Source organism: Saccharothrix sp. NRRL B-16314, assembly GCF_000716595.1.
Lineage (GTDB): Bacteria > Actinomycetota > Actinomycetes > Mycobacteriales > Pseudonocardiaceae > Actinosynnema.
In genome coordinates this window covers 195636-216568 of record NZ_JNXC01000005.1, presented here as the reverse complement: position 1 = coordinate 216568, position 20933 = coordinate 195636, and the positions used below count along the sequence as shown (strand labels likewise).

Sequence of the window (20933 nt, the reverse complement as noted above, 5' to 3'; positions counted from 1 at the left end):
TTGTAACCTGAGCACAGGTTCGACGACGAGCCCCGACGACCAGCGTCCGATCCCCTCGGCCGAGGTCGCCGGGGCTCGCCGCTGTCTGGCATAGGAGCCATCAGTGACCAAGCCCCAAGGGACCAAGCTCAGCGCCACGCCCGTCCTGATCACGGTCACCGGACCGGACAAGCCGGGGGTGTCCTCGGTGCTGTTCGCGGTGCTCACCCGGCACGGCGTGGAGATCCTCGACGTCGAGCAGGTCGTCATCCGCGGCCGGTTGGTGCTCGGTGTGCTCGTCGCCGCCGAGCACGACCCCGAGGGGTTGCAGGAGGCCGTCGAGCAGGCCATGGCGACGGTGTCCATGCACGTCGAGGTGGAGATCGGCGCCGATTCGAAGCGCACCGCGCGGCTGGAGTCCAGCCACGTGCTGATCCTGCTCGGCCGCCCGGTCACCGCCCGCGCGTTCAGCGAGGTGGCGCGGCGGCTGGCGTCGCTCGGCGTGAACATCGACGCGATCCGGGGCGTGGCCGACTACCCCGTCACCGGCCTCGAGCTGCGGGTTTCCGTCGCCGACGACACGCCGGAGAGCGACGCGCAGCTGCGGTCGGCGCTGGCCGAGGTGTCGGTGCGCGGCGGGCTGGACATCGCGGTGGAGCGGGCCGGGCTGACCAGGCGGGCGAAGCGGCTGGTGGTGTTCGACGTCGACTCCACGCTCATCCAGGGCGAGGTGATCGAGATGCTGGCCGCGCACGTCGGGGTGGAACCGCAGGTCAAGGAGATCACCGACCGGGCGATGGCCGGTGAGCTGGACTTCACCGAGTCGCTGCGGCAGCGGGTGGCGCTGCTGGCGGGCCTGGACGAGTCGGTGCTGGACGAGGTGGCGGAGTCGCTGGAGCTGACGCCCGGCGCCCGGACGACCATTCGCACGTTGAAGCGGCTCGGGTTCCGCTGCGGTGTCGTGTCCGGCGGGTTCACCCGCGTCATCCAACGCCTGGTGGACGACCTCGCGTTGGACTTCTGCGCGGCCAACGAGCTGGAGGTCGTGGACGGGAAGCTGACCGGGCGGGTCGTCGGGGACGTGGTGGACCGGGCGGCCAAGGCGGTCGCGCTGCGGCGGTTCGCGGACGAGCAGGGGATCACGCTGGCGCAGACGGTCGCGGTCGGCGACGGCGCGAACGACATCGACATGCTCGGCGCGGCCGGGTTGGGCATCGCGTTCAACGCCAAGCCCGCGTTGCGTGAGGTCGCGGACACCGCGTTGTCGCACCCGTTCCTGGACGCGGTGCTGTTCGTGCTCGGCGTGACGAGGGCCGAGGTGGAAGCCGCCGACGCCGCGGACGGGCTGGAGCTGAACCGGCTGTGAACCCGATCCTGCGGATGCTGGTCGACCGGACGTTCAGGGACCCGGAGGACCCGGAGTCGGTGCGGGCGATGCCGGTGGTGCTGCGGATCGAGCGGTCCGCGCCGCCGTCCCGGACCGAGCTGCTGGAGGCCGCCGCCGCCGCGGCGATCGCCGTCTGCCTGGACGAGCGCGCCGAGCCGGAGGGGGAGTGGCACGACGAGCTGGTGGCGTGGGTGCACGGGCGGATCCGGAAGGTGACGCGGCGGGCGCGGGGCGCGCACTGGGAGGCCGTGCAGGCGCTGCCTGGCGTGACGATCACGGTGGGCGGCGCGTCGGCGCGGGCGTTCGTGCCGGGGCGGGTCGTCGACCTGCCCAAGGAGCTGAGCCGGTTGCAGATCTCGGGCAGCGAGCTGCCGCCGGACGAGCCCGGTCCGGTGCCCGCCGGCGCGTACGAGCTGTGGCTGAACCCGCGGGTGGAGATGACGGCGGGCAAGGCCGCGGCCCAGGTCGGCCACGCGTCGATGCTGCTCGCGCCGCACCTCACCGAGGCCGAGCTGAAGGAGTGGGCGGCGGTCGACTACCGGTGCGCCGTCCGCACACCTCCCGCGGCCGAGTGGGACGCCCTGGTGGCACGTCCGGACGTCGTCATGGTCCGGGACGCCGGGTTCACGGAGGTCGCGCCGGGGACCGCCACGGTGGCAGTGAACAGGCCCTGACGTTTCGACTGCCCGGTTTGCGGTAACCATCCTCGTCGTGGGCCTGTTGGACGTGCTGGACGCCAAGCTCGGCGACGGTGTGGAGAGCCTGATGTGCGCGCACCACTCACGGCGGCTGCGCAAACTGGGGTGGGGCTCGGCGCTGGGGTCGGAGAGCGGCTGGTGGACGCCCCGGCGGCCGGTGCGGACCGGCAACCGGATCGAGGTGCTGGTGGACGGGCACGAGGTGCTGCCCGCCATCGCTTCGGCGATCGAGTCGGCAAAGAAGTCCGTGCACTTGGCGGGGTGGTGCGCCAGCCCGGACTTCCGGCTGACCCGTGAACCGGGTTCGCCGACGTTGCGCGAACTGCTGGTGTCGACCGCTGCCCGGGTGCCCGTGCGGGTGCTGCTGTGGGCGGGGCCGCCGGTGCCGATGTTCGAGCCGACCCGGAAGCGGGTGCAGGCGGCGCGGCGGGAGTTCATGCGCGACAGCGAGGTGTCCTGCGTGCTCGACGCGCGGGAGCGGACGTTGCACTGCCACCACGAGAAGATCGTGGTGGTGGACGACGAGGTGGCGTTCGTCGGCGGCATGGACCTGACCGCGGTGGAGGGCGACCGCCACGACACCGCCGACCACCCACCGCGCGAACCGCTGGGCTGGCACGACCTCGGCGCCCGCCTGGAGGGGCCGATCGTCGCCGACGTGGCCGACCACTTCCGCCTGCGCTGGCAGGAGATCGCCGGCGAGCAGCTGCCTCCCGCGCCTCCGCCACCGCCGGTCGGGTCGTCCTCGGCACAGCTGGTGCGGACGATCCCGGAACGCACCTACGACTTCGCGCCGAAGGGCGAGTTCAGCCTCCTCGACTCGTACCTGCGCGCCTTGCGCTCGGCCACCAGCCTGATCTACATCGAGAACCAGTTCCTCTGGTCGCCCGAGGTGACGGAGGTGCTGCTCGACAAGCTCCGGGAACCGGCGAACCCCGACTTCCGCGTCGTCCTGGTCCTGCCGCGCAAGCCGAGCAACGGCGCCGACACCACGCGTGGCCAGCTGGGCCGGCTGCTGGACGCCGACGACGGCAACCACCACCTGGTCGCCGCGACGCTGTCGTCGCACGACGGCGAAACGTCCTCGTCGGTCTACGTGCACGCCAAGCTGGCGATCGTGGACGACCGCTGGCTGACCATCGGCTCGGCCAACCTGAACGAGCACTCGCTGTTCAACGACACCGAGGTCAACGTGGTGACCGACGACCCGGAGATCGCCCGGGACACTCGCCTGCGCCTGTGGTCGGAACACCTCCGGCGCCCGCTCCAGGACGTCTCGGGCCCCGCGCACGAGGTGGTCGACACCCTCTGGCGCCCCACCTTGAAGTCACCCGGCGAGCACCGCGTCACCGCCCTGCCCGGCGTCTCCCGCCGAGCCGGCCGCCTACAGGGCCCCCTACGCGGCCTCCTGGTAGACGGCTAACCCCCGCGTGAGTCCTACGTTCAGAACCCGTGAGTCCTACGTTCCGAACGCGTGAGTCCTACGTTCCGAACGCGTGAGTCCTAGAGCGTTATTCAGAAGTCACCAGCCGAGGCGGTAGTACTCGAGGCTGGTGACGATGCGGATGATGTTCGGGAGTTCGTGAGGCGTGCGCGGTAGCCGGTGGCGAGGATCTTCCAGTTCTTGAGGTGGGCGATGGCGTGTTCGACGGCCCATCTGATCCGGCTGACGCTGGTGTTCCAGGTCTTGTCGGCGGGGGTGTGCTGTTTGTGGCCGGGGCGTTTGCGGCGGGGTCGGGTGGTCGGGGTGCCCTGGTAGCCGAGGTCGGCGACGACCTGGTTGGCGGATAGCAGCAGGTCCAGGCCGGTGAGGGTGTAGGCGTTGCTGTCGTGGGTGCGGCCCTCGACCGGGTGGGTGACGGCGAGCAGGGTGCCGTCCAGGGCGGCCAGGACCTGCACTGTCATGCCGGCCTGGCGGTGTTTGCTGTTGTAGTTGGGTTTGCGGTGGGAGGCGTGGTCGTCGGTGGGGATCAGGGCTCCGTCGACCAGCACGACCCGTCCGGCGAGTGCTTCGGGCAGGGGTGGGGTGTGCAGGCAGAGCACCTGTCCGATCAGCGGGGCGAGGCGTCGGAAGATGCGGGAGACGGTGGGTTGGGAGACGCCGAACCAGTCCGCGGCCACGGTCTGGGCCAGGTTCTGGCGTAACAGCACGAGCGTGAGCAGCACCGATCGGTACAGGCCCAGCGCCGGAGGTCGCCCGGACCGCCGGTCCGACGAGGCCAGGACCTGGTGGATCCGGGCGACCAACTCCTGGATCCGGTCGTAGTCGAGCCCGGTCGTAGACTGGTAGCGCAACGGCCCCGCCTCGTGATGGATCGTTTCTGTGGAAGGAAACCGACCCTATCCGGACGGGGCTGTTGCGCTACCACCCCAAGATCAACCTTCTGAATAACGCTCCTACGTTCGGAACCCCCGAATTCAACGCTCAGAACATGCGACGTGCGGAAACGCGGTCAATTGTTGGCGGCGTCCAGGCGCTTGAGAGCCGCCTTCACGACCTCGGTGTCGTACGTCGTCCAGAACGGCGGCAGCGAAGCCCGCAGGAACCCGCCGTAACGCGCGGTCGCCAGGCGCGGGTCGAGGACGGCCACCACGCCCTTGTCGTTCATCGACCTCAACAGCCGCCCGGCGCCCTGGGCCAGCAGCAGGGCCGCGTGGGTCGCCGCCACGGTGAGGAAACCGTTGCCGCCCCTCGACTCCACCGCCTTCTGCCGCGCCGACGCCAACGGGTCGTCCGGCCGCGGGAACGGGATGCGGTCCATCACCACCAGCGACAGCGCCGGCCCCGGCACGTCCACGCCCTGCCACAGCGACAACGTCCCGAACAGGCACGTCTCAGCGTCCTCGGCGAACCGCTTCACCAACTGCCCCGTGGCGTCGTCGCCCTGGCACAGCACGGGGTAGTCGACCTTCCCCCGCAACGCCTCCGCCGCCGCCTTCGCCGCGCGCATCGACGAGAACAGACCCAGCGTGCGCCCGCCGGCCGCGTTCACCAGACCCTCGATCTCGTCCACGTAGGACGGTGGCAGCCCGTCACGTCCCGGCGGCGGCAAGTGCCGTGCCACGTACAGGATTCCGCTGCTCCCGTGCTCGAACGGCGACCCGACGTCCAGACCGCTCCACCGCGGCCCGCCCGCGTCCGACGGCGGCTCCTTGTCGGTCGCCGTCCCCTCCGCCTTCTTCGCGCCGGACGCCGCCGGCAGCCCCCACTGACGCGCCAACGTGTCGAACGTGCCGCCCAACGTCAAGGTCGCCGACGTCAGCACCGTGGTCCGCTTCCCGAACAGCCGCTCGCGCAGCAGCCCGCCGACCCCCAACGGCGCCACCCGCAGCGACGGCGCCTTGTTCCGGTCCGCGAAGTCACCCGACACCCACACCACGTCGTGGTCCTCGTCGAACGCGCCCAAGATCCGCGCCGCGCAGTCGTGCACGTCGTCCAGCAGCGACATCGCCAGCTTGCGGGACGTCGCGCCGTCCACGTCCTCCTTGCGCTCCGGCCCCAACGAAGTGATGCACGCGTGCGCCGCGTCCTGGGTCGCGCGCAACGCCCCGGCCAACGCCTGCGGCAGGCTGTCGAGCCGACCCACCGGCAGGTCCTCCAGGATCATCGCCAGGCCGTCGCTCGCCTCGGCCATCCGGTCGGCCACGCCCTGGTCGATGAGCCGCCCGCAGCGGCGCGCGGCCGTGGCGACGAGGGACGCGCTCAGCTCCTCGGTCGCCACCGACGTCACCCGGTCGACCAGGTCGTGCGCCTCGTCGATCACCACGACGTCGTGGTCGGGCAGGACCTGGTAGCCCTCCAGCGCGTCCACCGCGAGCATCGCGTGGTTCGTCACCACGACGTCCGCCTTGCCCGCCTCGGCCCGCGCCTTCTCCGCGAAGCAGTCGACGCCGATCGGGCACTTGTTCACGCCGAGGCACTCGCGCGCCGTCACCGAGACCTGCCGCCACGCCTGGTCCGTGACGCCGGGCACCAGTTCGTCCCGGTCACCGGTCTCGGTGTCGGACGACCACTCGTGCAGGCGTTTGATCTCGCGGCCCATCTTGGACACCGCGAACGGGTCGAACAGGCCCGCGTCCTCCGGCTCGTCCGGGGCGCCGGTGTGCAGCCGGTGCATGCAGAGGTAGTTGCGGCGGCCCTTGAGGATGGCGAACCTCGGCTCGCGGCCCAACTCCTTGCGCAACGCCTTGGCGAGCCTCGGCAGATCGCGGTCGACCAGCTGGCGCTGCAACGCGATCGTCGCGGTGGAGATGACGACCGTGGTCTCCTCGGCCACCGCGTGCCGCAGCGCGGGCACCAGGTACGCCAGCGACTTGCCGGTTCCGGTGCCCGCCTGGACGGCCAGGTGCTCGCCCGTCCGGATCGAGCGCTCGACGGCTTCGGCCATGTCCACCTGGCCCTGGCGTTCGGCTCCGCCCACCGCCTCCACGGCAACGGCGAGCAACGTCCGGGTGTCGGGGATGGCGGTGGTGGCGGGCACGGCGAAGACCGTACCCGCCCACACCGTCAACGCGGGGCGGGACTCTCGGGCCTACTTGCGGTTGACCAGAGCCCAAGCGGCGGGGAGGAGACCGGCGGCGAGGGCGATCTTCAGCGCGTCACCGAGCAGGAACGGCGTCACGCCCAGTTGCAGCGCCTTGCCGAACCCGATCCCGGCCGCGGCCATCAGCCACGGCACACCGCACGCGTAGATCGCCAGGTTGCCCAACGCCATCGTGCCGACGGTGCGCAGCGGCGTCCGGTCACCGCCCTGCGCGGCGAGCCGGCCGACGAGCGCACCGGCGAACACGAACCCGACCACGTAGCCGAGCGACGCGGGCATGCCCGACGAACCGCCCTGGAACCACGGCACACCGGCCATGCCGGCGATCAGGTAGAGCAGCATCGAAGCGCCACCGCGCTGCCAGCCGAGGGCGGCGCCGACCAGGAGGGCGGCGAACGTCTGGCCGGTGAGCGGGACGGGGCTGCCCGGCACGGGGAGCGCGACCTGGGCGGCGAGCCCGGTCAGCCCGGCGCCGGCGACGACCAGGGCGATGTCACGCGCGAGAGCGCCCGGCAGCAGGTCGGCGAGCACCGCGCGGCGGCCGGGAACGGCGAGGACGGACACTTGTAGGACCTCCGAGGGGATCGACTTCTCTCGGAGGTTAACCGCCGATCACCGGTCCGGTCTTTGTCGGACGTCTACAAAGTTGGGCACGTCACGCCGGAGCCGCTCCACCGCGTCGGGTGATCCGCTCGGTGTTCCGCCGCGTCTTCGTCCACCCGTTGCGCCCGCGCACCAACCGGACGACTGCCCGCCACGACGTGATGTAGAACGTATAGATGTAGATCGCGTACACAAACCCGTAGCCGATCGCGCGCCACCAACCGAGCGACGGCTGGCACCGCTTCCGGTACACCGGCCCCCACAGCACGAACGGCAAGAGGCCGAACATCCCGTACACGGTGAACAGGATCCAGGCGCCGTCGGTGAACCACGCCCAGACCTCGCCCGGCGAAGCCGCCGCCCGCTGCCCCAGCATGATCAGCGGAATGGGGTAGATGAGCGTCCCCAGCAGCTGCATCCACGGCTGGGCGAGGTAGTACATCATCTCCGCGGCGCCCAACGTCGACAGGTGCGGCGACGCCCAGATCCGCCGCACGTAACGCATGCACTGCATCGTCCCCTGCCCCCACCGCGTGCGTTGCGCCAGAAACCGCCGCAGGCTGTACAACCCCTCCTGATGCACGTGCGTGTCCATCGTGAACCCCGTGCGCCACCCCACGGTCAACAAGTGCACGCCAAGCTCGAAGTCCTCCAACAGCGACCCGCGCCAAGGCTGACCAGCCCGCCCGGCAATGGAGTCGAGCGCCGACAGCCGGGTGAACTGCCCGTTGCCGCCCATCGAGATCGTGCCGGTCACCCCGCGCGACAGCTGGATCGCCGCGATAGCGGTCCGGAACTCGAGGTCCTGCATCCGCACCAGCAAGCCACCGAAGAACCCCCGCCACCGGGCCACGCCCTCCTGGCGCACACCCGCGTTCACCATCCGGACGTCCACCTGCACCGCCCCGACCGCGGCGTCGCCGAACAGGTGGTCCGCCGCGCACACCTCGAGGCAGTTCGGCGCGGGCCGTCCGTCGGCGTCCACCACCACGACGACGGCGCGGTCGGCGTCGACGTGCCGCCCCATCCACAGCTTCAACGTCCGGTAGGCGTCGTTCAGCGCGTCACCCTTGCCGGTGCGGGCGTGCGGGCGGTGCCGGCGCACGAGGTGGACGTTCGGGTCGTCGCGGAACCCGCGCACCACGGCCACCGTGCCGTCGTCGGAGTCGTCGTCCACGACCCACACGTGCGCGCTGGGGAACGCGCCACGCAGGTACCGGACCGTGTCGCCGATGACGGCCTCCTCGTCCCGGCACGGCACGAGGATGTGCCACTCGAACGCCCCGGACCAGCCGACGGGCTGCGGCTTGTGCCGCAGGTACGGCACGACGATCAGGAACACGTACGTCACGAACGCCACGCTCATGGTCAGCGCCAAGGCCTGGGTGAAACCCAGCAGGACGTCGAAGCTCAGCGGCGCCTCCCCGGCAGCGAGCACGTCGGCGCGCCTCACTTCCGCGTCGCCAACCACACGAACGCGACCAGCGCGGCAGCGCCGCCGAACACGCTCACCATCGAGCCGAGCAGGGTGTGGCCCCAGTAGTACCCGGTGTCCACGCCGAGCCAGTCGACCAGCCCGACCAGCGTCAACACCCGGAACTGGTTGACCACGACCACCGCGACGGACGCCACCGCCAGCGCGAACAGCACCCGCCGGGCGATCCGGGGCCGCAACGCGATCATCACCGCGCCCACCACCAGCAGCGGCAGGACCAGGAACGCCGACGTGCACTCCGGCGTCATCCGCAGACCGAGCGGGCTGTCCGAGCCGAGCCCGAAGTACACGGTCTGCCGCGACGCGACGACCTCGACGCCGTCCGAGCCGAGCGCGTCGAGCAGCAGCCCGGACAGCACGATCTCGGCCGTCCGGTAGGCCCGGTGGGCCAGGACGAGCCCGGCGGCGCCCGCGACCAGCGCGATGACGATCACCCGATTGAGAGGTTCGGTGCGGGGCACGGCACACGCCACTGAACGGGTCCTTTCGTTCGAGTTGGTCGAGCTCGTTATCGATCGGGTATCGCCCGATAGGGCTGCTTGGAAGTCATCGGAGAGTCAGAGAGCGAACCTCACCCCCGGATCGAGTGACGGCTGCCCCTGTTTTCGGGCGGTTGACCCACGTTCGGTGGCGGCAGTTGGGCGATTCGAGTGGACGGCGTCCCCCTTTACGGTCAGTGACCCTTAATCCGACGGGTGGAACGCCGATAGGAGCAATTGCTCGCAGATAACGTTTCGAGAAAGGAGCTCCATGCGTGTGCGAATGACGCGTCGCGCCGCGGTCGCCGGACTGGTAGCCGTCGCGGCGCTGGTGGTCGGCGCCGCGCCCGCCTCGGCGGCACCCGGAGACGCCTCGGCCTACGGCGTGAAGCTCGACCTGTCGCTGCTCGGCAGCGACGCCGTGTCGGCCGGGCCGTTCGCCGCCGCCGACGCCAACGGACCCACGTCCAACACGTTCGCCGGAGTGGACCTGCCCGACGTCCTCCGCACGGGCGTGATCAACGCGTCCGCGTCCAGGGACGACGACACCGGCGGGGTCCACTCCAGAGCGAGCACCGCCGATGTGCGGCTGGACCTGCTCCAGTCGATCACCGGCGGTGTGTCGGCCGAACTGGTCGAGGCCCGGTGCGACGCCACCCAGACCGGCGTCACCGGCAAGTCGAAGCTGGTCGGGTTGGACCTCGGCCGGCTGGGCGCGGTCGACGTCGAGCCCGCGCCCGACACCACCGCGGACGTCGACCTCCTCGGCGTGGACATCGCGAAGATCGTCTTCAACGAGCAGGTCCGCAACGCGGACGGCAGCCTGACGGTCAACGCCCTCCACGTCACCCTCCTCGGCGGCGTGCTCGGCTCCCTCGGCACCGGCGACCTGGTGGTGTCGTCCGCCACCTGCGGCCCGGCCGGCCTGCCCATCCCGATGGCCTCCGGCGCGGGGCTGTGGATCGGACTCGGCCTGCTGGCCCTGTTCGGCGTGCCCGTCGCCGCCGTGGCGCTCCGCCGCCGGCACGACCTCCGGGCGGTCTGAGACATGTACAAGGTCCCCGGCAGCGGCGTCGCGGTCGGCACCGGAATCGGCTCGTTGGCGGCGACCGGCGCCGGCGTCGCGTGGTGGGTGGTGGCCGGCGTGGTGCTCCTCGTGTCCGGTCTGCTCCTGACCCACGCGGTCCGCGGGCGACGAGCCACGACCGACGAGTAGCGGGCGTGTGCCCCGGAGCGCGCCGACCCCCAGTCGCGCTCCGGGGCACCGCATCCCCTGGAACCACCTGCAGGCAGTTCGAGTGAAGGGAGCAAGGTGAAGGAAGTCGTGCTGCTGGCGGGCACCCGACCCGAGGCGGTGAAGATCGCACCGGTGGCGCTGGCGCTGGCCGACCACCCGGTGCTCCGGCCCGTGATCGTCCACAGTGGACAGCACGCGGGCGTGGTCGGACCGGCGCTGCGCGCGTTCGGTTTGGTCGCGGACGTCGAGCTGGACGTGCCGCGGGCGAGCGGCAGCCAGTCCGAGCTGTTGTCCCTGCTGGTGCCGAAGTTCGACCGGGTGCTGCGCACGCGCGCCCCGGCCGTCGTCCTCGTGCAGGGCGACACGACCACCGCGCTGGCCGGTGCGCTCGCGGCGTTCTGGCGCGGCATCCCGGTGGCCCACCTCGAAGCCGGCCTGCGCACCGGCGACCTCGCGGGACCGTTCCCGGAGGAGGGCACCCGGCAGATGATCGCCCGGATCGCCTCGCTGCACCTCGCCCCGACCGACGACGCCGCGGCGGTGCTGCTCGACGAGAACCTGTCGGACCGCGAGATCGTGGTCACCGGCAACACCGTGGTCGACGCCGTGGAGCGGACGGCCCTCGCCGACCGGCCCGCCCGCGACCCGGACCTCGCGCTGCTCGAACGCGTGCTGGACGAGCGTTCCGAACGCCTGGTGCTGGTCACCGTGCACCGGCGCGAGTCGTGGGGCGAGCCGCTGGAACGCGTCCTGCACTCCGTGCGGGCGATCGCCGACCGGCACCCCGACGTGCGCGTGCTGCTGCCCGCGCACCCGAACCCGGAAGTCCGCGCGGCGGCACGTGACGTGCTCGGCGGGCACGACCGGATCGTGGTGACCGAGCCGTTGGACTACCCGGACCTGGTGCGCGCGCTGCGCCGGGCCGCGCTGGTGCTCACCGACTCCGGCGGCATCCAGGAGGAGGCGCCGTCGTTCGGGGTGCCGGTCCTGGTGCTGCGCGACACGACCGAGCGGACGGCCGCGGTGGACGCCGGCTGCGCGTGGCTGGTCGGCACCGACCCGATCCGGATCCTCGCCGAGGCCGGCTGGGTGCTCGGGTCCCGCTTGCGCCTGCCGCTGGGGCGCAACCCGTTCGGCGACGGCTCGGCCGCGTCCCGGGTGCGCGGCGCGTTGGAACGACTGGTCGGTCTGCCGAGCGATTTCGCCACCGCGCCGCTGCCGATGCGCATTCCCTGCTGAAAGCGCACGCCATTCATCACACGACCGGGTAGCGGTTTTCCTCTTGCGGGTGATGTGAGGGCACGAGCGTTAGCGCGAGGGCGCGGAGTTCGGTAGGCCGTGGGGAAAACGAGAAGGGCAACACCATGAAGCAGATTCGAGCGCGCCGGTTCGGGGCGCTGACAGCGGCGCTCGTGCTCGGCCTGGTCGTCGCACCGCCCGCGTGGGCGGCCAACCCGGCGGGCGTCGCGACGGTCGGTTCGGCCGAGTTCACCAAGGCGGGCACGCAGGTCAGCGTGCCGCAGCTGGGGCGTTGCGCGGTGGAGGGGCCGACGTCCAACCAGTCCGAGGCGGTGGCCCGCACGGGCGTCCGGTTCGGCGCCGGCACGTCCACGTGCACCACGGCGGTCGTGGACGAGGCGGCCGGCACGACCACCACGACGTCCGAGGCGAGCGGCACCGACTTCGAGCTGTCCGCGCTGGTGTCCGAGGACGGGCCGCGGCTGCGGGTGGCGAACTGGAAGGTCACCTGCACGGGCACCGAGTCCGGCACGCACGCGGGCTGGTCGATCGGGGGCCTGCGCGGCTTCCACGGCCTGCCCGAGCAGATCCCGCCGAACTACGTGCACAACATCACCAAGTCCGACGGCACCGTGCTGGCCACCGCCACCTTCGGCGAGACGGTCCTGCCCACCCCGAACGACGGCAGCATCGCCCTCACGATGCTGCACATCCGCTTCACCGAGGCGTCGGCCATCGCCGGCGAGGTGGTCCTGGGCGCGACGGCCTGCTCACCGACCCCCTGACAACCGCGAGTCCTCCCCCCGGGACCGCGGGTTGCGCGCCGGGGCGCCCCGTTCGGGGTGCCCCGGCGTGGTGGTCAGCCGACGTGCGGCGTCCCGGTCAGCGTCACGCCCGCCTCGCCCAACCGCGTCAACGCGCTGTCCACGGACGCCTGCCCCACACCCGCCGTCAGGTCGAGCAGCACGGTCGTCGTGAACCCGGCCGACGCGGCGTCCAGCGCGGTCGCCCGCACGCAGTGGTCGGTGGCGATGCCCACCACGTCCACCTGCTCCACGCCGCGCTCCCGCAGCCAGTCCGTCAGCGACGCGCCAGACCCCGACGCGCCCTCGAACCCCGAGTACGCCGCCTCGTAAGCGCCCTTGGAGAACACCGCCTCCACCGCCGTGACGTCGAACTCCGGGTGGAACGACGCACCGGCCGTCCCCGCCACGCAGTGCACCGGCCACGAGTCGACGAAGTCCGGCGTCTCGCTGAAGTGCGAACCGGGGTCCACGTGGTAGTCACGGGTAGCCACGACGTGGTCGTACGACGACGAGGCGACGTGCGCCGAGATCGCCGCCGCCACGGCCGCACCGCCGGCCACGGCCAGCGAACCGCCCTCGCAGAAGTCGTTCTGCACGTCCACCACGATCAGCGCCTTGCTCATCGGAGCCCCCTCACAGGAACGTCGTCGGAATCGCGGGCTCGCCGCGGGACAACTTCAGACCTTCCCACGGCACGGTCACGAGAGCGGCACGAAGACGTTCCCGGCTCTCCACCAAGGTGTCCAGACCGTCCACTCGCCGCCCGGCGCGGACCAGCGGCACCGGGAGCAACCGGTCGTGCGCGCCCATGTCCGGCTCCGAAGCGTGCGGGTACACGACCTCCTCCAACGCCGTCCCGGTCTCCTTGTGCCGCCGCAGCGCGCCCTTGCGCCCGCCCCGGGACTCCTTGTGCGAACTGCGCTTGGCCACCGGCCGACCGTCCACCTCGACCAGCTTGTAGACCATGCCCGCGGTCGGCGCGCCGGACCCCGTGACCAGGGACGTGCCCACGCCGTACGCGTCCACCGGCTCGGCCCGCAGCATCGCGATCGAGTACTCGTCCAGGTCGCCGGACACCACGATCCGGGTGTTCCGCGCCCCCAGCGAGTCCAGCTGGTCACGCGCCTGCCGCGCCAGCACGCCCAGGTCGCCGGAGTCGATCCGCACCGCGCCCAACGACGGCCCCGCGACCTCCACGGCGGTCTTGATGCCGTTCGTGATGTCGTAGGTGTCGACCAAAAGGGTCGTGTCCACGCCCAGCGTCTCGATCTGCGACCGGAACGCCGACTCCTCGGTGTCGTGCAGCAGCGTGAACGCGTGCGCGCACGTCCCGGCGGTCGGGATGCCGTGCCGCCGGGCCGACTCCAGGTTCGACGTCGCCGTGAAGCCCGCCAGGAACGCCGCGCGCGCCGCCGCCACCGCGGACTCCTCGTGCGTCCGGCGAGAGCCCATCTCGATCATCCGCCGGCCGTTGGCGGCGCCCACCATCCGTGCCGCCGCCGACGCGATCGCGCTGTCGTGGTTGAGGATCGACAGCGCCAGGGTCTCCAGCACCACGCCCACGCCGAACGGCGCGCGCACGGACAGGATCGGCGAGCCCGGGAAGTACAGCTCGCCCTCCGGGTAGCCGTCCACGTCACCGGTGAACCGGTAGTCCGCGAGCCACGCGAGGGTGGCCTCGTCGACCACGTTCGTGTGCTCCAGCAGCTCCAGGTCACGTTCGGTGAACGTGAAGTCGGCGATCGCGTCCAGCAGCCTCCCGGTGCCCGCGACCACCCCGTACCGCCTGCCCTCGGGCAGCCGCCGGGCGAAGACCTCGAACACGCACGGTCGCTCGGCGGTGCCGTCGCGAAGCGCCGCGGCGAGCATCGTCAACTCGTAGTGGTCGGTGAACAGCGACGTCGACATGGGAGCAGAGCCTAAGCTGTGCGCACAGGTGCCCCTGCGGGCTCCACCGCAGACGGGAACATGACACCATTGGCGGTATGACCACGCCCGTCGAGCATGAGCGGACGCAGGTTGACCCGGCCGGCGAGGAGGTCCGCACCGAGGACCGCCCGTGGCAGACCCTGGTCTGGAACGACCCGGTGAACCTGATGTCCTACGTGACGTACGTGTTCCAGAAGCTGTTCGGCTACAGCCGCGACCACGCGACCAAGCTGATGCTGGACGTGCACCACAAGGGCAGGGCGATCGTGTCGTCGGGGAGCAAGGACAAGGTGGAGGCCGACGTGGCCAAGCTGCACGCGGCCGGGCTCTGGGCGACCATGCAGCGTTCGTCGTGAAGAAGTGGACGCGCACCGGTGACCAGGTGCTGGGCCGGTTCGACCGGCAGGAGGCCGCGGTGGTGCGCGGTCTGGTGAGCCAGATCCAGGACATGCTGCTGGCACGTGCGGAGGAAGCCCCGCAGGACGAGTTGGCCGAGCTGACCGGTATCCGCACCGGGCCGTCGACGCCGCCGGACGACCCGATCCTGGGCAGGCTGCTGCCCGACTTCCACCGGTTGGACCCGGACGCGCCGGACCCGGCGGAGGTCGATTCGGCCAATGCGCTGCGGTCGTTGCACGAGCCCGAGCTGCTGGACCAGAAGACCGGTGTGGCGGCGGTGGTGCTGGAGACGTGCCCGCCGGACGGTGGCGAGGTGCGGTTGGCGATGGAGCAGGCCGAGGCTTGGCTGTCGGCGTTGAACGACGTGCGGTTGGCGCTGGGGACGGCGTTGGACGTGCAGGACGACATGCCGGACGAGTTGCCGGCCGACGACCCGCGTTCGCCGCACCTGGGCGTGTACCACTGGTTGACGTGGGTGCAGGAGACGCTGGTCGAAGCGGTCATGAGCTGATGCTGGTCGGGCGGGTGCCCGGGGTGGCGGTGGTGCTGACGCCCGCCGGTGCGGTGGCCGGGGTGGACGTGCGCGGTGCGCCGGTCGGGACGCGTGAGCTGGACCTGCTGGACCCGTCGACGTTGGTGCAGCGGGTGCACGCGGTGGTGCTGGCCGGTGGCGGGCTTTCAGGCGTCGACGGGCTCTCGGGCGTCGACGGTGTCGTGCGGTGGCTGGCGGAGCGCGGGCACGGGTTCCCGGTGGGTGCGCGGCCGTTCGAGGTGGTGCCGATCGTGCCCGCGGCGGTGGCTCTCGGGCTGGCCTCGGGTGACGGACGTGCGGCGTGCGAGGCGGCTTCGGCCGACGTGCCGCCGGCCTTGGCGATGATCGGTGAGACCGCGGTGGGCCTCGTCGTGGTCGATGCCGAAGTCGGACCGGCCGAATGCCGAAGGGTCGCGATGTCGGCCCACGACGGGTTCGCACGGGCCGGCGTGACCGTGCCGGCGACCGTGTTCGCGATCGCCACCGGGAACCCGACCGACACCCCGCTCAACACCCTCTGCACCACGGCCGCCGACGCCCTGGAACACGCAGCCCGAACCACCTGACCCCCGCCGCCCCCACCTCACACCCCCAACCCCCGTGAGTCCTACGTTCAGAACCCGTGAGTCCTACGTTCCGGTCCCCCGAGTTCAACGCTCAGAACACGGCCGCCGCTCCTGAGCGTTGAACTCACGCGTTCCGAACGTAGGACTCACCCGTTCCGAACGTAGGACTCACGGGGGTGGGAGAGGGGTGGGGTGGGTACCCCGGGGCCATGGCTGGTGTGGACAGGGCGGTTCGGTGGGTGCGGAGCAGTCCGGTGCTGGACAAGGCGGCCGGTGCGTTGGCCGAGGTGGTGCCGGCGGTGTTGCGGCGGCGTGAGGTGACCGGGCTGCTGGGCGTGCGGGCGTTGGGCAAGCCGGTGCACCCGGCGGTCGTGGTGCTGCCGATCGGGCTGTACGCGGCGTCGGCGGCGCTGGACCTGATGCCGGGGAGCAGCAAGGCGGCACGTGCCGTGATCGGCGCCGGGCTGGCGGCGGCACCGGTGGCGCTGGCGACCGAGCTGGCCGAGTACGGCACGCTGGACGAGCGGCAGCGGCGCACGGCGTTCGTGCAGCTCGCGGCCAACGCCGCGGCCGATGTGTGCTACCTCACGTCGTTCCGCCTGCGCGGGCATGGCTTCGGCCTCGTCGCCAGGGCCGTCTCGGCCGTCGGACTGGCGGCCCTCGCCGCAGGCGGTCTGCTCGGCCTCCAGCCGGTGAAACCCGCGCAACCGGGAACGGCGGCGCACCGGCCCCAACGGGGTCCCGGAGGCGTCCGCGAACCGGTGTAGTGCGAGTTCTCACACGGCGGGACACCTTCCCCCACCACGTAGGATGAAGACGTGCTGGTGATTCGCCGTGACCTCGTGGACGCGATGGTGGCGCATGCCCGTCGCGACCACCCGGACGAGGCGTGCGGGATCATCGCGGGCCCCGAGGGCTCCGACCGCCCGGAGCGGTTCGTCGCGATGGACAACGCCGAGCGCTCGCCCACCTTCTACCGCTTCGACTCGGCCGAGCAGTTCCGGGTGTGGCGCGAGATGGACCGCAACGACGAGGCGCCGGTCGTCATCTACCACTCCCACACCGCGACCGAGGCGTACCCGTCCCGCACGGACGTCTCCTACGCCGGTGAGCCGGAAGCGCACTACGTCCTCGTCTCCACCCGGGACCCGGAGCAGTACGAGCTGCGCTCCTACCGGATCGTGGACGGCGTGGTGACCGAAGAACCGGTCGAGGTCGTGGAGTCGTACATGTTCGCCCACACCGGCGCGGACGACACGCCCGACTGTCCCTGAGCCGCGTCTTCGCCCCACCCTCACCAACCCGGTTCCTCGGAGGTTCCAGCATGGCCGTCATCGTCTCCATCCCCACGATCCTGCGCACTCACACGGGCGGGCAGAAGTCGGTCGAGGCCGCGGGCGCCACGCTCGCCCAGGTCATCGACGACCTGGAGACCAACCACGGTGGCCTGAAGCAGCGCCTGGTCAAGGAAGGCGCGCTCCACCGGTTCGTCAACGTCTACGTCAACGACGAGGACGTGCGGTTCGCGGGCGGTCTCGAAGCGGCCGTCAAGGACGGCGACACCGTGACGATCCTCCCGGCCGTCGCGGGCGGCTGACCGACTCCGGAGGACGCATCGTGGCCCGCTACGAGTCACTGCTCGACGCGGTCGGCGGCACGCCCCTCGTGGGCCTGCCCCGGCTGTCGCCGTCGAAGGACGTGCGGCTGTGGGCGAAGCTCGAGGACCGCAACCCGACCGGCTCGATCAAGGACCGCCCGGTCCTGATGATGATCGAGGAGGCCGAGCGGACCGGGGTCCTCACGCCGGGCTGCACGATCCTCGAACCGACGTCCGGCAACACCGGCATCGCGCTCGCCATGGCCGCAAAGCTCAAGGGCTACGGCCTGGTGTGCGTGATGCCGGAGAACACCTCAACCGAGCGCAAGCAGCTGCTCCAGGCGTACGGCGCGCGGATCGTGTTCTCACCCGCTGCCGGCGGGTCGAACCAGGCCGTGGCACTGGCGAAGGAACTGGCCGGGCAGAACCCGGACTGGGTGATGCTCTACCAGTACGGCAACCCGGCCAACGCCGGCGCGCACTACCACGGCACCGGGCCGGAGATCCTCAAGGACCTGCCGACGATCACGCACTTCGTCGCGGGCCTGGGCACCACCGGCACCCTGGTCGGCGTGGGCCGGTTCCTGCGCGAGCAGAAGCCGGACGTGCAGATCATCGCGGCCGAGCCGCGGTACGGCGAGCTGGTGTACGGGCTGCGCAACCTCGACGAGGGTTTCGTGCCCGAGCTGTACGACGCCTCCGTGCTGACCGGCCGCTACTCGGTCGGCTCGTACGACGCGCTGCGCCGCACCCGTCAGCTGCTGGAGGTCGAGGGCATCTTCGCGGGCATCTCCACCGGCGCGATCCTGCACGCGGCACTGGCCGCGGCGGAGAAGGCGGCGGCGCGCGGCGAGTCCGCGGACGTGGCTTTCGTGGTGGCCGACGCGGGGTGGAAGTACCTGTCCACCGGCGCTTACGCGGGCACGTTGGACGAAGCCGCGGAACGGCTCGACGGCCACCTCTGGGCGTGACGCGTCCGGCATGACGCGTCCGGCATGACTCAGGTCGGGAAGGGCCCCGCGACACTGCGGGGCCCTTCCCGGGTTTTCAGCCGACCGTGCAGGGAACTCCGTTGAGCCTGAACGAGTCCGGCTTGCTCGTGTTGCCGCCGTGCGTGGCCTGGAAGCCGATCCCGACCGATGCGGACGGGTTGATGGTGGCGTTGTAGCCGACGTTGCCCGCGTTGACCATGCCGCTGGTGGGCGAGTAGGTCGCGTTCCAGCCGCTGGTGATCGTCTGACCGCTCGGCAGCGTGAACGCGAGGGTCCAGCCGTTCACCGCCGTGCTGCCGGTGTTGGCGATCGTGATGCTCGTCGTCAGGCCCGTGTTCCAGGCGTTGACGGTGTAGGTGACGCGGCAGTTCGACACCGGCTGGGTCGTGGTGGTCGTCGTCGTGGAGGTCGTGGTCGTCGTAGTGGTGCTGGTCGTGGTGGACGTGGTCGTGGACGTCGTGGTGGTCGTGTCGCCCGGCTTGTCGAGGCCGAAGAACTGGATGGCGCGCAACGCCATGCCCGACATCAGGATGTTGTGGCCGACGCCCTGGAGGGAGATGGCCTCCACCTTGTCGCCGTAGCGGGTGCGCGTCCAGCCGGACTGCGGGCTGTCGGAGGACGTCGGCGTGGTGGACAGGCCGTGGACGTTGGTCCACTGGTCGATCTGCTCGCCGAAGTTCGGGTACCGCAGGGTGTCGTCCGCGGTGCCGTGCCAGGTCTGCATCCGCGGCCGGGGGCCGGTGTAGCCGGAGTAGGCGGCCCGCGCGATGTTGCCCCACTCCTGCGGCGTCCGGAGCACCTGGCCGTTGGCGCAGGCGCTGTTCCAGCCCGAGCCGTCGGTGGTGGCGAAGCAGCCCGCGGGCACGCCCGCGAACGCCGCGCCGGCCTGGAACACGTCCGGGTAGTTGGCCAGCATGACGTTCGTGGTCATCGCGCCGGACGAGACGCCGGTGACGAACACCCGGCCGGTGTCGCCGTTGTAGCGCTGGAGCACGTACCGGACCATCGACATCAGGCCGACCGGGTCGCTGCCGCCGTCACGCCGCAGCGCCTGCGGGCTGGACACGTCGAAGCACTGGCCGCTGCGGGTGGCCGACGGGTAGATCACGATGAACCCGTACTGGTCGGCCAACCGGGCGAAGTCGGTGCCCGAGTAGAACGCCGGGCCGGTGCCGGTGCAGTAGTGCACCGCCAGCAGCACCGGCGGCCTGGCCTGCGTGCGGTCCGGCACGTACAGGTGCATGCGCAGGTTGCTGGGGTTCGTGCCGAAGCCGGTGACCTCGGTCAGCGTGGCCGCCGAAGCCTGCGGTGCGGCGACGAACGCCAGCACGAAGGCCGCCGCGGCGGCCAGGGAGGTCACGATCGCGCCGAGCGCCTTCACGGAGCCACCACCCGTCCGGTGTTGTCGATGCGGCCGGGGCACAGACCCTTGGCCTGGAGGCCGCGGACGATCTGCGGCACGGCGTTGACCGTCGTCTGGTAGCCGTCGTGCATCAGGACGATGCCGCCGAAGGTCGCCCCGGTCGCGGAGCGGACGATCGCGTCGGTGGAGGCGTTCGCCCAGTCACGCGTGTCGACCGACCAGATGACCTGGGCCATGCCCAGCCGGCGCGCCTCGGTCTGCACGGCGTAGTTCGTGTCGCCGTAAGGAGGGCGGAAGAGGGTCGGCGTCTGACCGGTCGCGGACCTGATCGCGTTCGACGTGTTGGACAGCTCGGCGGTCAGCTGGGACGCGCTCAACTGGGTCAGGCGCGGGTGCGACCAGGAGTGGTTGCCGACCCACATGCCCGCCGCCGTGGTGGCCCGCGCGAGGTCCGGGTACTGCTGGACGCGCGAGCCGAGGTCGAAGAACGTGGCCCGCGCGCCGGCCGAAGCCAACGCGGACAGCAGCTGCCGGGTGTACTGCGGGCTGGGCCCGTCGTCGAATGTCAGCGCCACGTAGCCGGAGCACGCGGCTGCGGCGACCGGCGCGGCGGCGCGCGCGGTTGCCGCGACCGGCGCGGCCGACGCGGCCGGCGCGGTGAGCAGCGGTGCGGCGAACAGCAGCGCCACCGCCAGAAGGCTTCTCAAGACCATCCCTCCTCCTTGAGGATCACGGCGAGAGTTGCCCGTCACTATGTGTCACCCTCCGGCTGCGGACAATAAGTTTCGTGAATATTGCGAGTCTCAAATGGCGTGTTGAGCTGCGGGAACGTTCCATGCGTCCGTTCGGCCGCAGGGGTTGTGCGGGGAAACTTTCGGCCGACCGCCCGTGACGGTCGGCCGTTCGGCTTGAACGTCCGCCACCTGCCGCGCCCCGGCCACCGATGCAATTGTTCGAATACGTATTCGATGCATTCAGGGTGCCGGGTTGAGACATTCGAGTGAACTCGCCCGGTATTGATTGTCGGCCTCTTGTTGCGTGCGGTATTCCGCATTTTTGCCGACTCTCGGGCTGCTATCGTTCGCCCC

Annotated in this window: 23 protein-coding genes; 14 read left to right on the top strand and 9 right to left on the bottom strand. The window is 71.2% G+C overall.

What is annotated here, in order from left to right:
• The first annotated feature begins 103 nt into the window (after positions 1-103).
• The 3 genes from serB to OQ02_RS12195 are packed head-to-tail and all read left to right on the top strand — an operon-like array spanning position 104 to position 3487.
• Positions 104-1345, top strand: coding sequence for a phosphoserine phosphatase SerB (gene serB, locus OQ02_RS12205; RefSeq protein WP_033438459.1), 1242 nt, complete (start codon positions 104-106; stop codon positions 1343-1345).
• Between the two features lie 14 nt (positions 1346-1359).
• Positions 1360-2040 carry a peptidyl-tRNA hydrolase gene (locus OQ02_RS12200; protein WP_081915563.1) on the top strand — a complete coding sequence of 227 codons (681 nt, stop codon included), beginning with the start codon at positions 1360-1362 and terminating at the stop codon, positions 2038-2040.
• A 37-nt stretch (positions 2041-2077) separates the two neighbouring features.
• Positions 2078-3487 (top strand): phospholipase D-like domain-containing protein, encoded by a 1410-nt coding sequence (locus OQ02_RS12195; RefSeq protein WP_051772193.1) that lies wholly within the window; start codon positions 2078-2080, stop codon positions 3485-3487.
• Positions 3488-3579: 92 nt separating this feature from the next.
• On the opposite strand, the gene OQ02_RS12190 is transcribed toward OQ02_RS12195, so the two are convergent.
• From OQ02_RS12190 to xrtP, 5 genes are all read right to left on the bottom strand, one after another.
• On the bottom strand, positions 3580-4359 hold the full coding sequence (locus OQ02_RS12190) for a transposase family protein (protein WP_051772192.1): 780 nt from the start codon (positions 4357-4359) through the stop codon (positions 3580-3582).
• Positions 4360-4517: 158 nt separating this feature from the next.
• On the bottom strand, positions 4518-6545 hold the full coding sequence (locus tag OQ02_RS12185; RefSeq protein WP_033438532.1) for an ATP-dependent DNA helicase: 2028 nt from the start codon (positions 6543-6545) through the stop codon (positions 4518-4520).
• A gap of 51 nt (positions 6546-6596) precedes the next feature.
• Positions 6597-7172 (bottom strand): biotin transporter BioY, encoded by a 576-nt coding sequence (locus OQ02_RS12180; protein WP_033438456.1) that lies wholly within the window; start codon positions 7170-7172, stop codon positions 6597-6599.
• 91 nt (positions 7173-7263) lie between these two features.
• The gene (locus OQ02_RS12175; RefSeq protein WP_051772209.1) at positions 7264-8577 is read right to left on the bottom strand and encodes a glycosyltransferase family 2 protein; all 1314 of its coding nucleotides are present in this window, start codon (positions 8575-8577) and stop codon (positions 7264-7266) included.
• Positions 8578-8660: 83 nt separating this feature from the next.
• On the bottom strand, positions 8661-9140 hold the full coding sequence (gene xrtP / locus OQ02_RS12170) for an exosortase P (protein WP_033438455.1): 480 nt from the start codon (positions 9138-9140) through the stop codon (positions 8661-8663).
• 316 nt (positions 9141-9456) lie between these two features.
• Between xrtP and OQ02_RS12165 the strand changes: the two genes are divergently transcribed.
• From OQ02_RS12165 to OQ02_RS12150, 4 genes are all read left to right on the top strand, one after another.
• Positions 9457-10230, top strand: a complete 774-nt coding sequence (locus OQ02_RS12165) for a choice-of-anchor P family protein (protein WP_033438454.1) — start codon at positions 9457-9459, stop codon at positions 10228-10230.
• Between the two features lie 3 nt (positions 10231-10233).
• The gene (locus tag OQ02_RS12160) at positions 10234-10401 is read left to right on the top strand and encodes a hypothetical protein (RefSeq protein WP_033438453.1); all 168 of its coding nucleotides are present in this window, start codon (positions 10234-10236) and stop codon (positions 10399-10401) included.
• A 96-nt stretch (positions 10402-10497) separates the two neighbouring features.
• Complete coding sequence (wecB, locus tag OQ02_RS12155; RefSeq protein WP_033438452.1) at positions 10498-11661, top strand: non-hydrolyzing UDP-N-acetylglucosamine 2-epimerase; 1164 nt, start codon at positions 10498-10500, stop codon at positions 11659-11661.
• A 125-nt stretch (positions 11662-11786) separates the two neighbouring features.
• Positions 11787-12446, top strand: a complete 660-nt coding sequence (locus tag OQ02_RS12150; RefSeq protein WP_033438451.1) for a hypothetical protein — start codon at positions 11787-11789, stop codon at positions 12444-12446.
• Between the two features lie 74 nt (positions 12447-12520).
• On the opposite strand, the gene OQ02_RS12145 is transcribed toward OQ02_RS12150, so the two are convergent.
• Positions 12521-13090, bottom strand: a complete 570-nt coding sequence (locus OQ02_RS12145; protein WP_033438450.1) for an isochorismatase family protein — start codon at positions 13088-13090, stop codon at positions 12521-12523.
• 10 nt (positions 13091-13100) lie between these two features.
• Positions 13101-14375, bottom strand: coding sequence for a nicotinate phosphoribosyltransferase (locus tag OQ02_RS12140; RefSeq protein ID WP_033438449.1), 1275 nt, complete (start codon positions 14373-14375; stop codon positions 13101-13103).
• A 77-nt stretch (positions 14376-14452) separates the two neighbouring features.
• Between OQ02_RS12140 and clpS the strand changes: the two genes are divergently transcribed.
• The 7 genes from clpS (at position 14453) to OQ02_RS12105 (ending at position 18461) form a co-directional block, all read left to right on the top strand.
• On the top strand, positions 14453-14752 hold the full coding sequence (gene clpS, locus OQ02_RS12135; protein WP_033438448.1) for an ATP-dependent Clp protease adapter ClpS: 300 nt from the start codon (positions 14453-14455) through the stop codon (positions 14750-14752).
• Positions 14749-15306: a DUF2017 domain-containing protein gene (locus OQ02_RS12130; protein ID WP_033438447.1), complete on the top strand. Its 558-nt coding sequence runs from the start codon at positions 14749-14751 to the stop codon at positions 15304-15306. The genes clpS and OQ02_RS12130 overlap by 4 nt, the downstream gene beginning before the upstream one ends.
• Entirely contained in the window at positions 15306-15893 is a 588-nt protein-coding gene (locus OQ02_RS12125; RefSeq protein ID WP_081915546.1) for a P1 family peptidase, read from the top strand. Before OQ02_RS12130 ends, OQ02_RS12125 begins: the two co-directional genes overlap by 1 nt.
• Before the next feature lie 239 nt (positions 15894-16132).
• Positions 16133-16660, top strand: a complete 528-nt coding sequence (locus OQ02_RS12120; protein WP_156076996.1) for a DUF2231 domain-containing protein — start codon at positions 16133-16135, stop codon at positions 16658-16660.
• 51 nt (positions 16661-16711) lie between these two features.
• Complete coding sequence (locus OQ02_RS12115) at positions 16712-17167, top strand: Mov34/MPN/PAD-1 family protein (protein ID WP_033438446.1); 456 nt, start codon at positions 16712-16714, stop codon at positions 17165-17167.
• A gap of 50 nt (positions 17168-17217) precedes the next feature.
• A complete protein-coding gene (locus tag OQ02_RS12110) occupies positions 17218-17490 on the top strand; it encodes a MoaD/ThiS family protein (protein WP_033438445.1) in 273 nt (90 codons plus the stop codon).
• Positions 17491-17510: 20 nt separating this feature from the next.
• Complete coding sequence (locus tag OQ02_RS12105; protein ID WP_033438444.1) at positions 17511-18461, top strand: PLP-dependent cysteine synthase family protein; 951 nt, start codon at positions 17511-17513, stop codon at positions 18459-18461.
• Between the two features lie 76 nt (positions 18462-18537).
• Here OQ02_RS12105 and OQ02_RS12100 read toward each other — a convergent pair whose 3' ends face one another.
• Both OQ02_RS12100 and OQ02_RS12095 read right to left on the bottom strand, forming a co-directional pair.
• The gene (locus OQ02_RS12100; protein ID WP_231499979.1) at positions 18538-19863 is read right to left on the bottom strand and encodes an extracellular catalytic domain type 1 short-chain-length polyhydroxyalkanoate depolymerase; all 1326 of its coding nucleotides are present in this window, start codon (positions 19861-19863) and stop codon (positions 18538-18540) included.
• Positions 19860-20558, bottom strand: coding sequence for a polysaccharide deacetylase family protein (locus OQ02_RS12095; RefSeq protein ID WP_197043299.1), 699 nt, complete (start codon positions 20556-20558; stop codon positions 19860-19862). Before OQ02_RS12095 ends, OQ02_RS12100 begins: the two co-directional genes overlap by 4 nt.
• Positions 20559-20933: the final 375 nt, after the last annotated feature.

Coding starts and splice junctions, on each gene's coding strand:
- OQ02_RS12200 (WP_081915563.1), top strand. CDS start 1,360: ATGCTGGTCGACCGGACGTTCAGGGACCCGGAGGACCCGGAGTCGGTG.
- OQ02_RS12175 (WP_051772209.1), bottom strand. CDS start 8,577: ATGAGCGTGGCGTTCGTGACGTACGTGTTCCTGATCGTCGTGCCGTAC.
- OQ02_RS12165 (WP_033438454.1), top strand. CDS start 9,457: ATGCGTGTGCGAATGACGCGTCGCGCCGCGGTCGCCGGACTGGTAGCC.
- OQ02_RS12160 (WP_033438453.1), top strand. CDS start 10,234: ATGTACAAGGTCCCCGGCAGCGGCGTCGCGGTCGGCACCGGAATCGGC.
- OQ02_RS12150 (WP_033438451.1), top strand. CDS start 11,787: ATGAAGCAGATTCGAGCGCGCCGGTTCGGGGCGCTGACAGCGGCGCTC.
- OQ02_RS12145 (WP_033438450.1), bottom strand. CDS start 13,090: ATGAGCAAGGCGCTGATCGTGGTGGACGTGCAGAACGACTTCTGCGAG.
- OQ02_RS12140 (WP_033438449.1), bottom strand. CDS start 14,375: ATGTCGACGTCGCTGTTCACCGACCACTACGAGTTGACGATGCTCGCC.
- clpS (WP_033438448.1), top strand. CDS start 14,453: ATGACCACGCCCGTCGAGCATGAGCGGACGCAGGTTGACCCGGCCGGC.
- OQ02_RS12125 (WP_081915546.1), top strand. CDS start 15,306: ATGCTGGTCGGGCGGGTGCCCGGGGTGGCGGTGGTGCTGACGCCCGCC.
- OQ02_RS12110 (WP_033438445.1), top strand. CDS start 17,218: ATGGCCGTCATCGTCTCCATCCCCACGATCCTGCGCACTCACACGGGC.
- OQ02_RS12095 (WP_197043299.1), bottom strand. CDS start 20,558: ATGGTCTTGAGAAGCCTTCTGGCGGTGGCGCTGCTGTTCGCCGCACCG.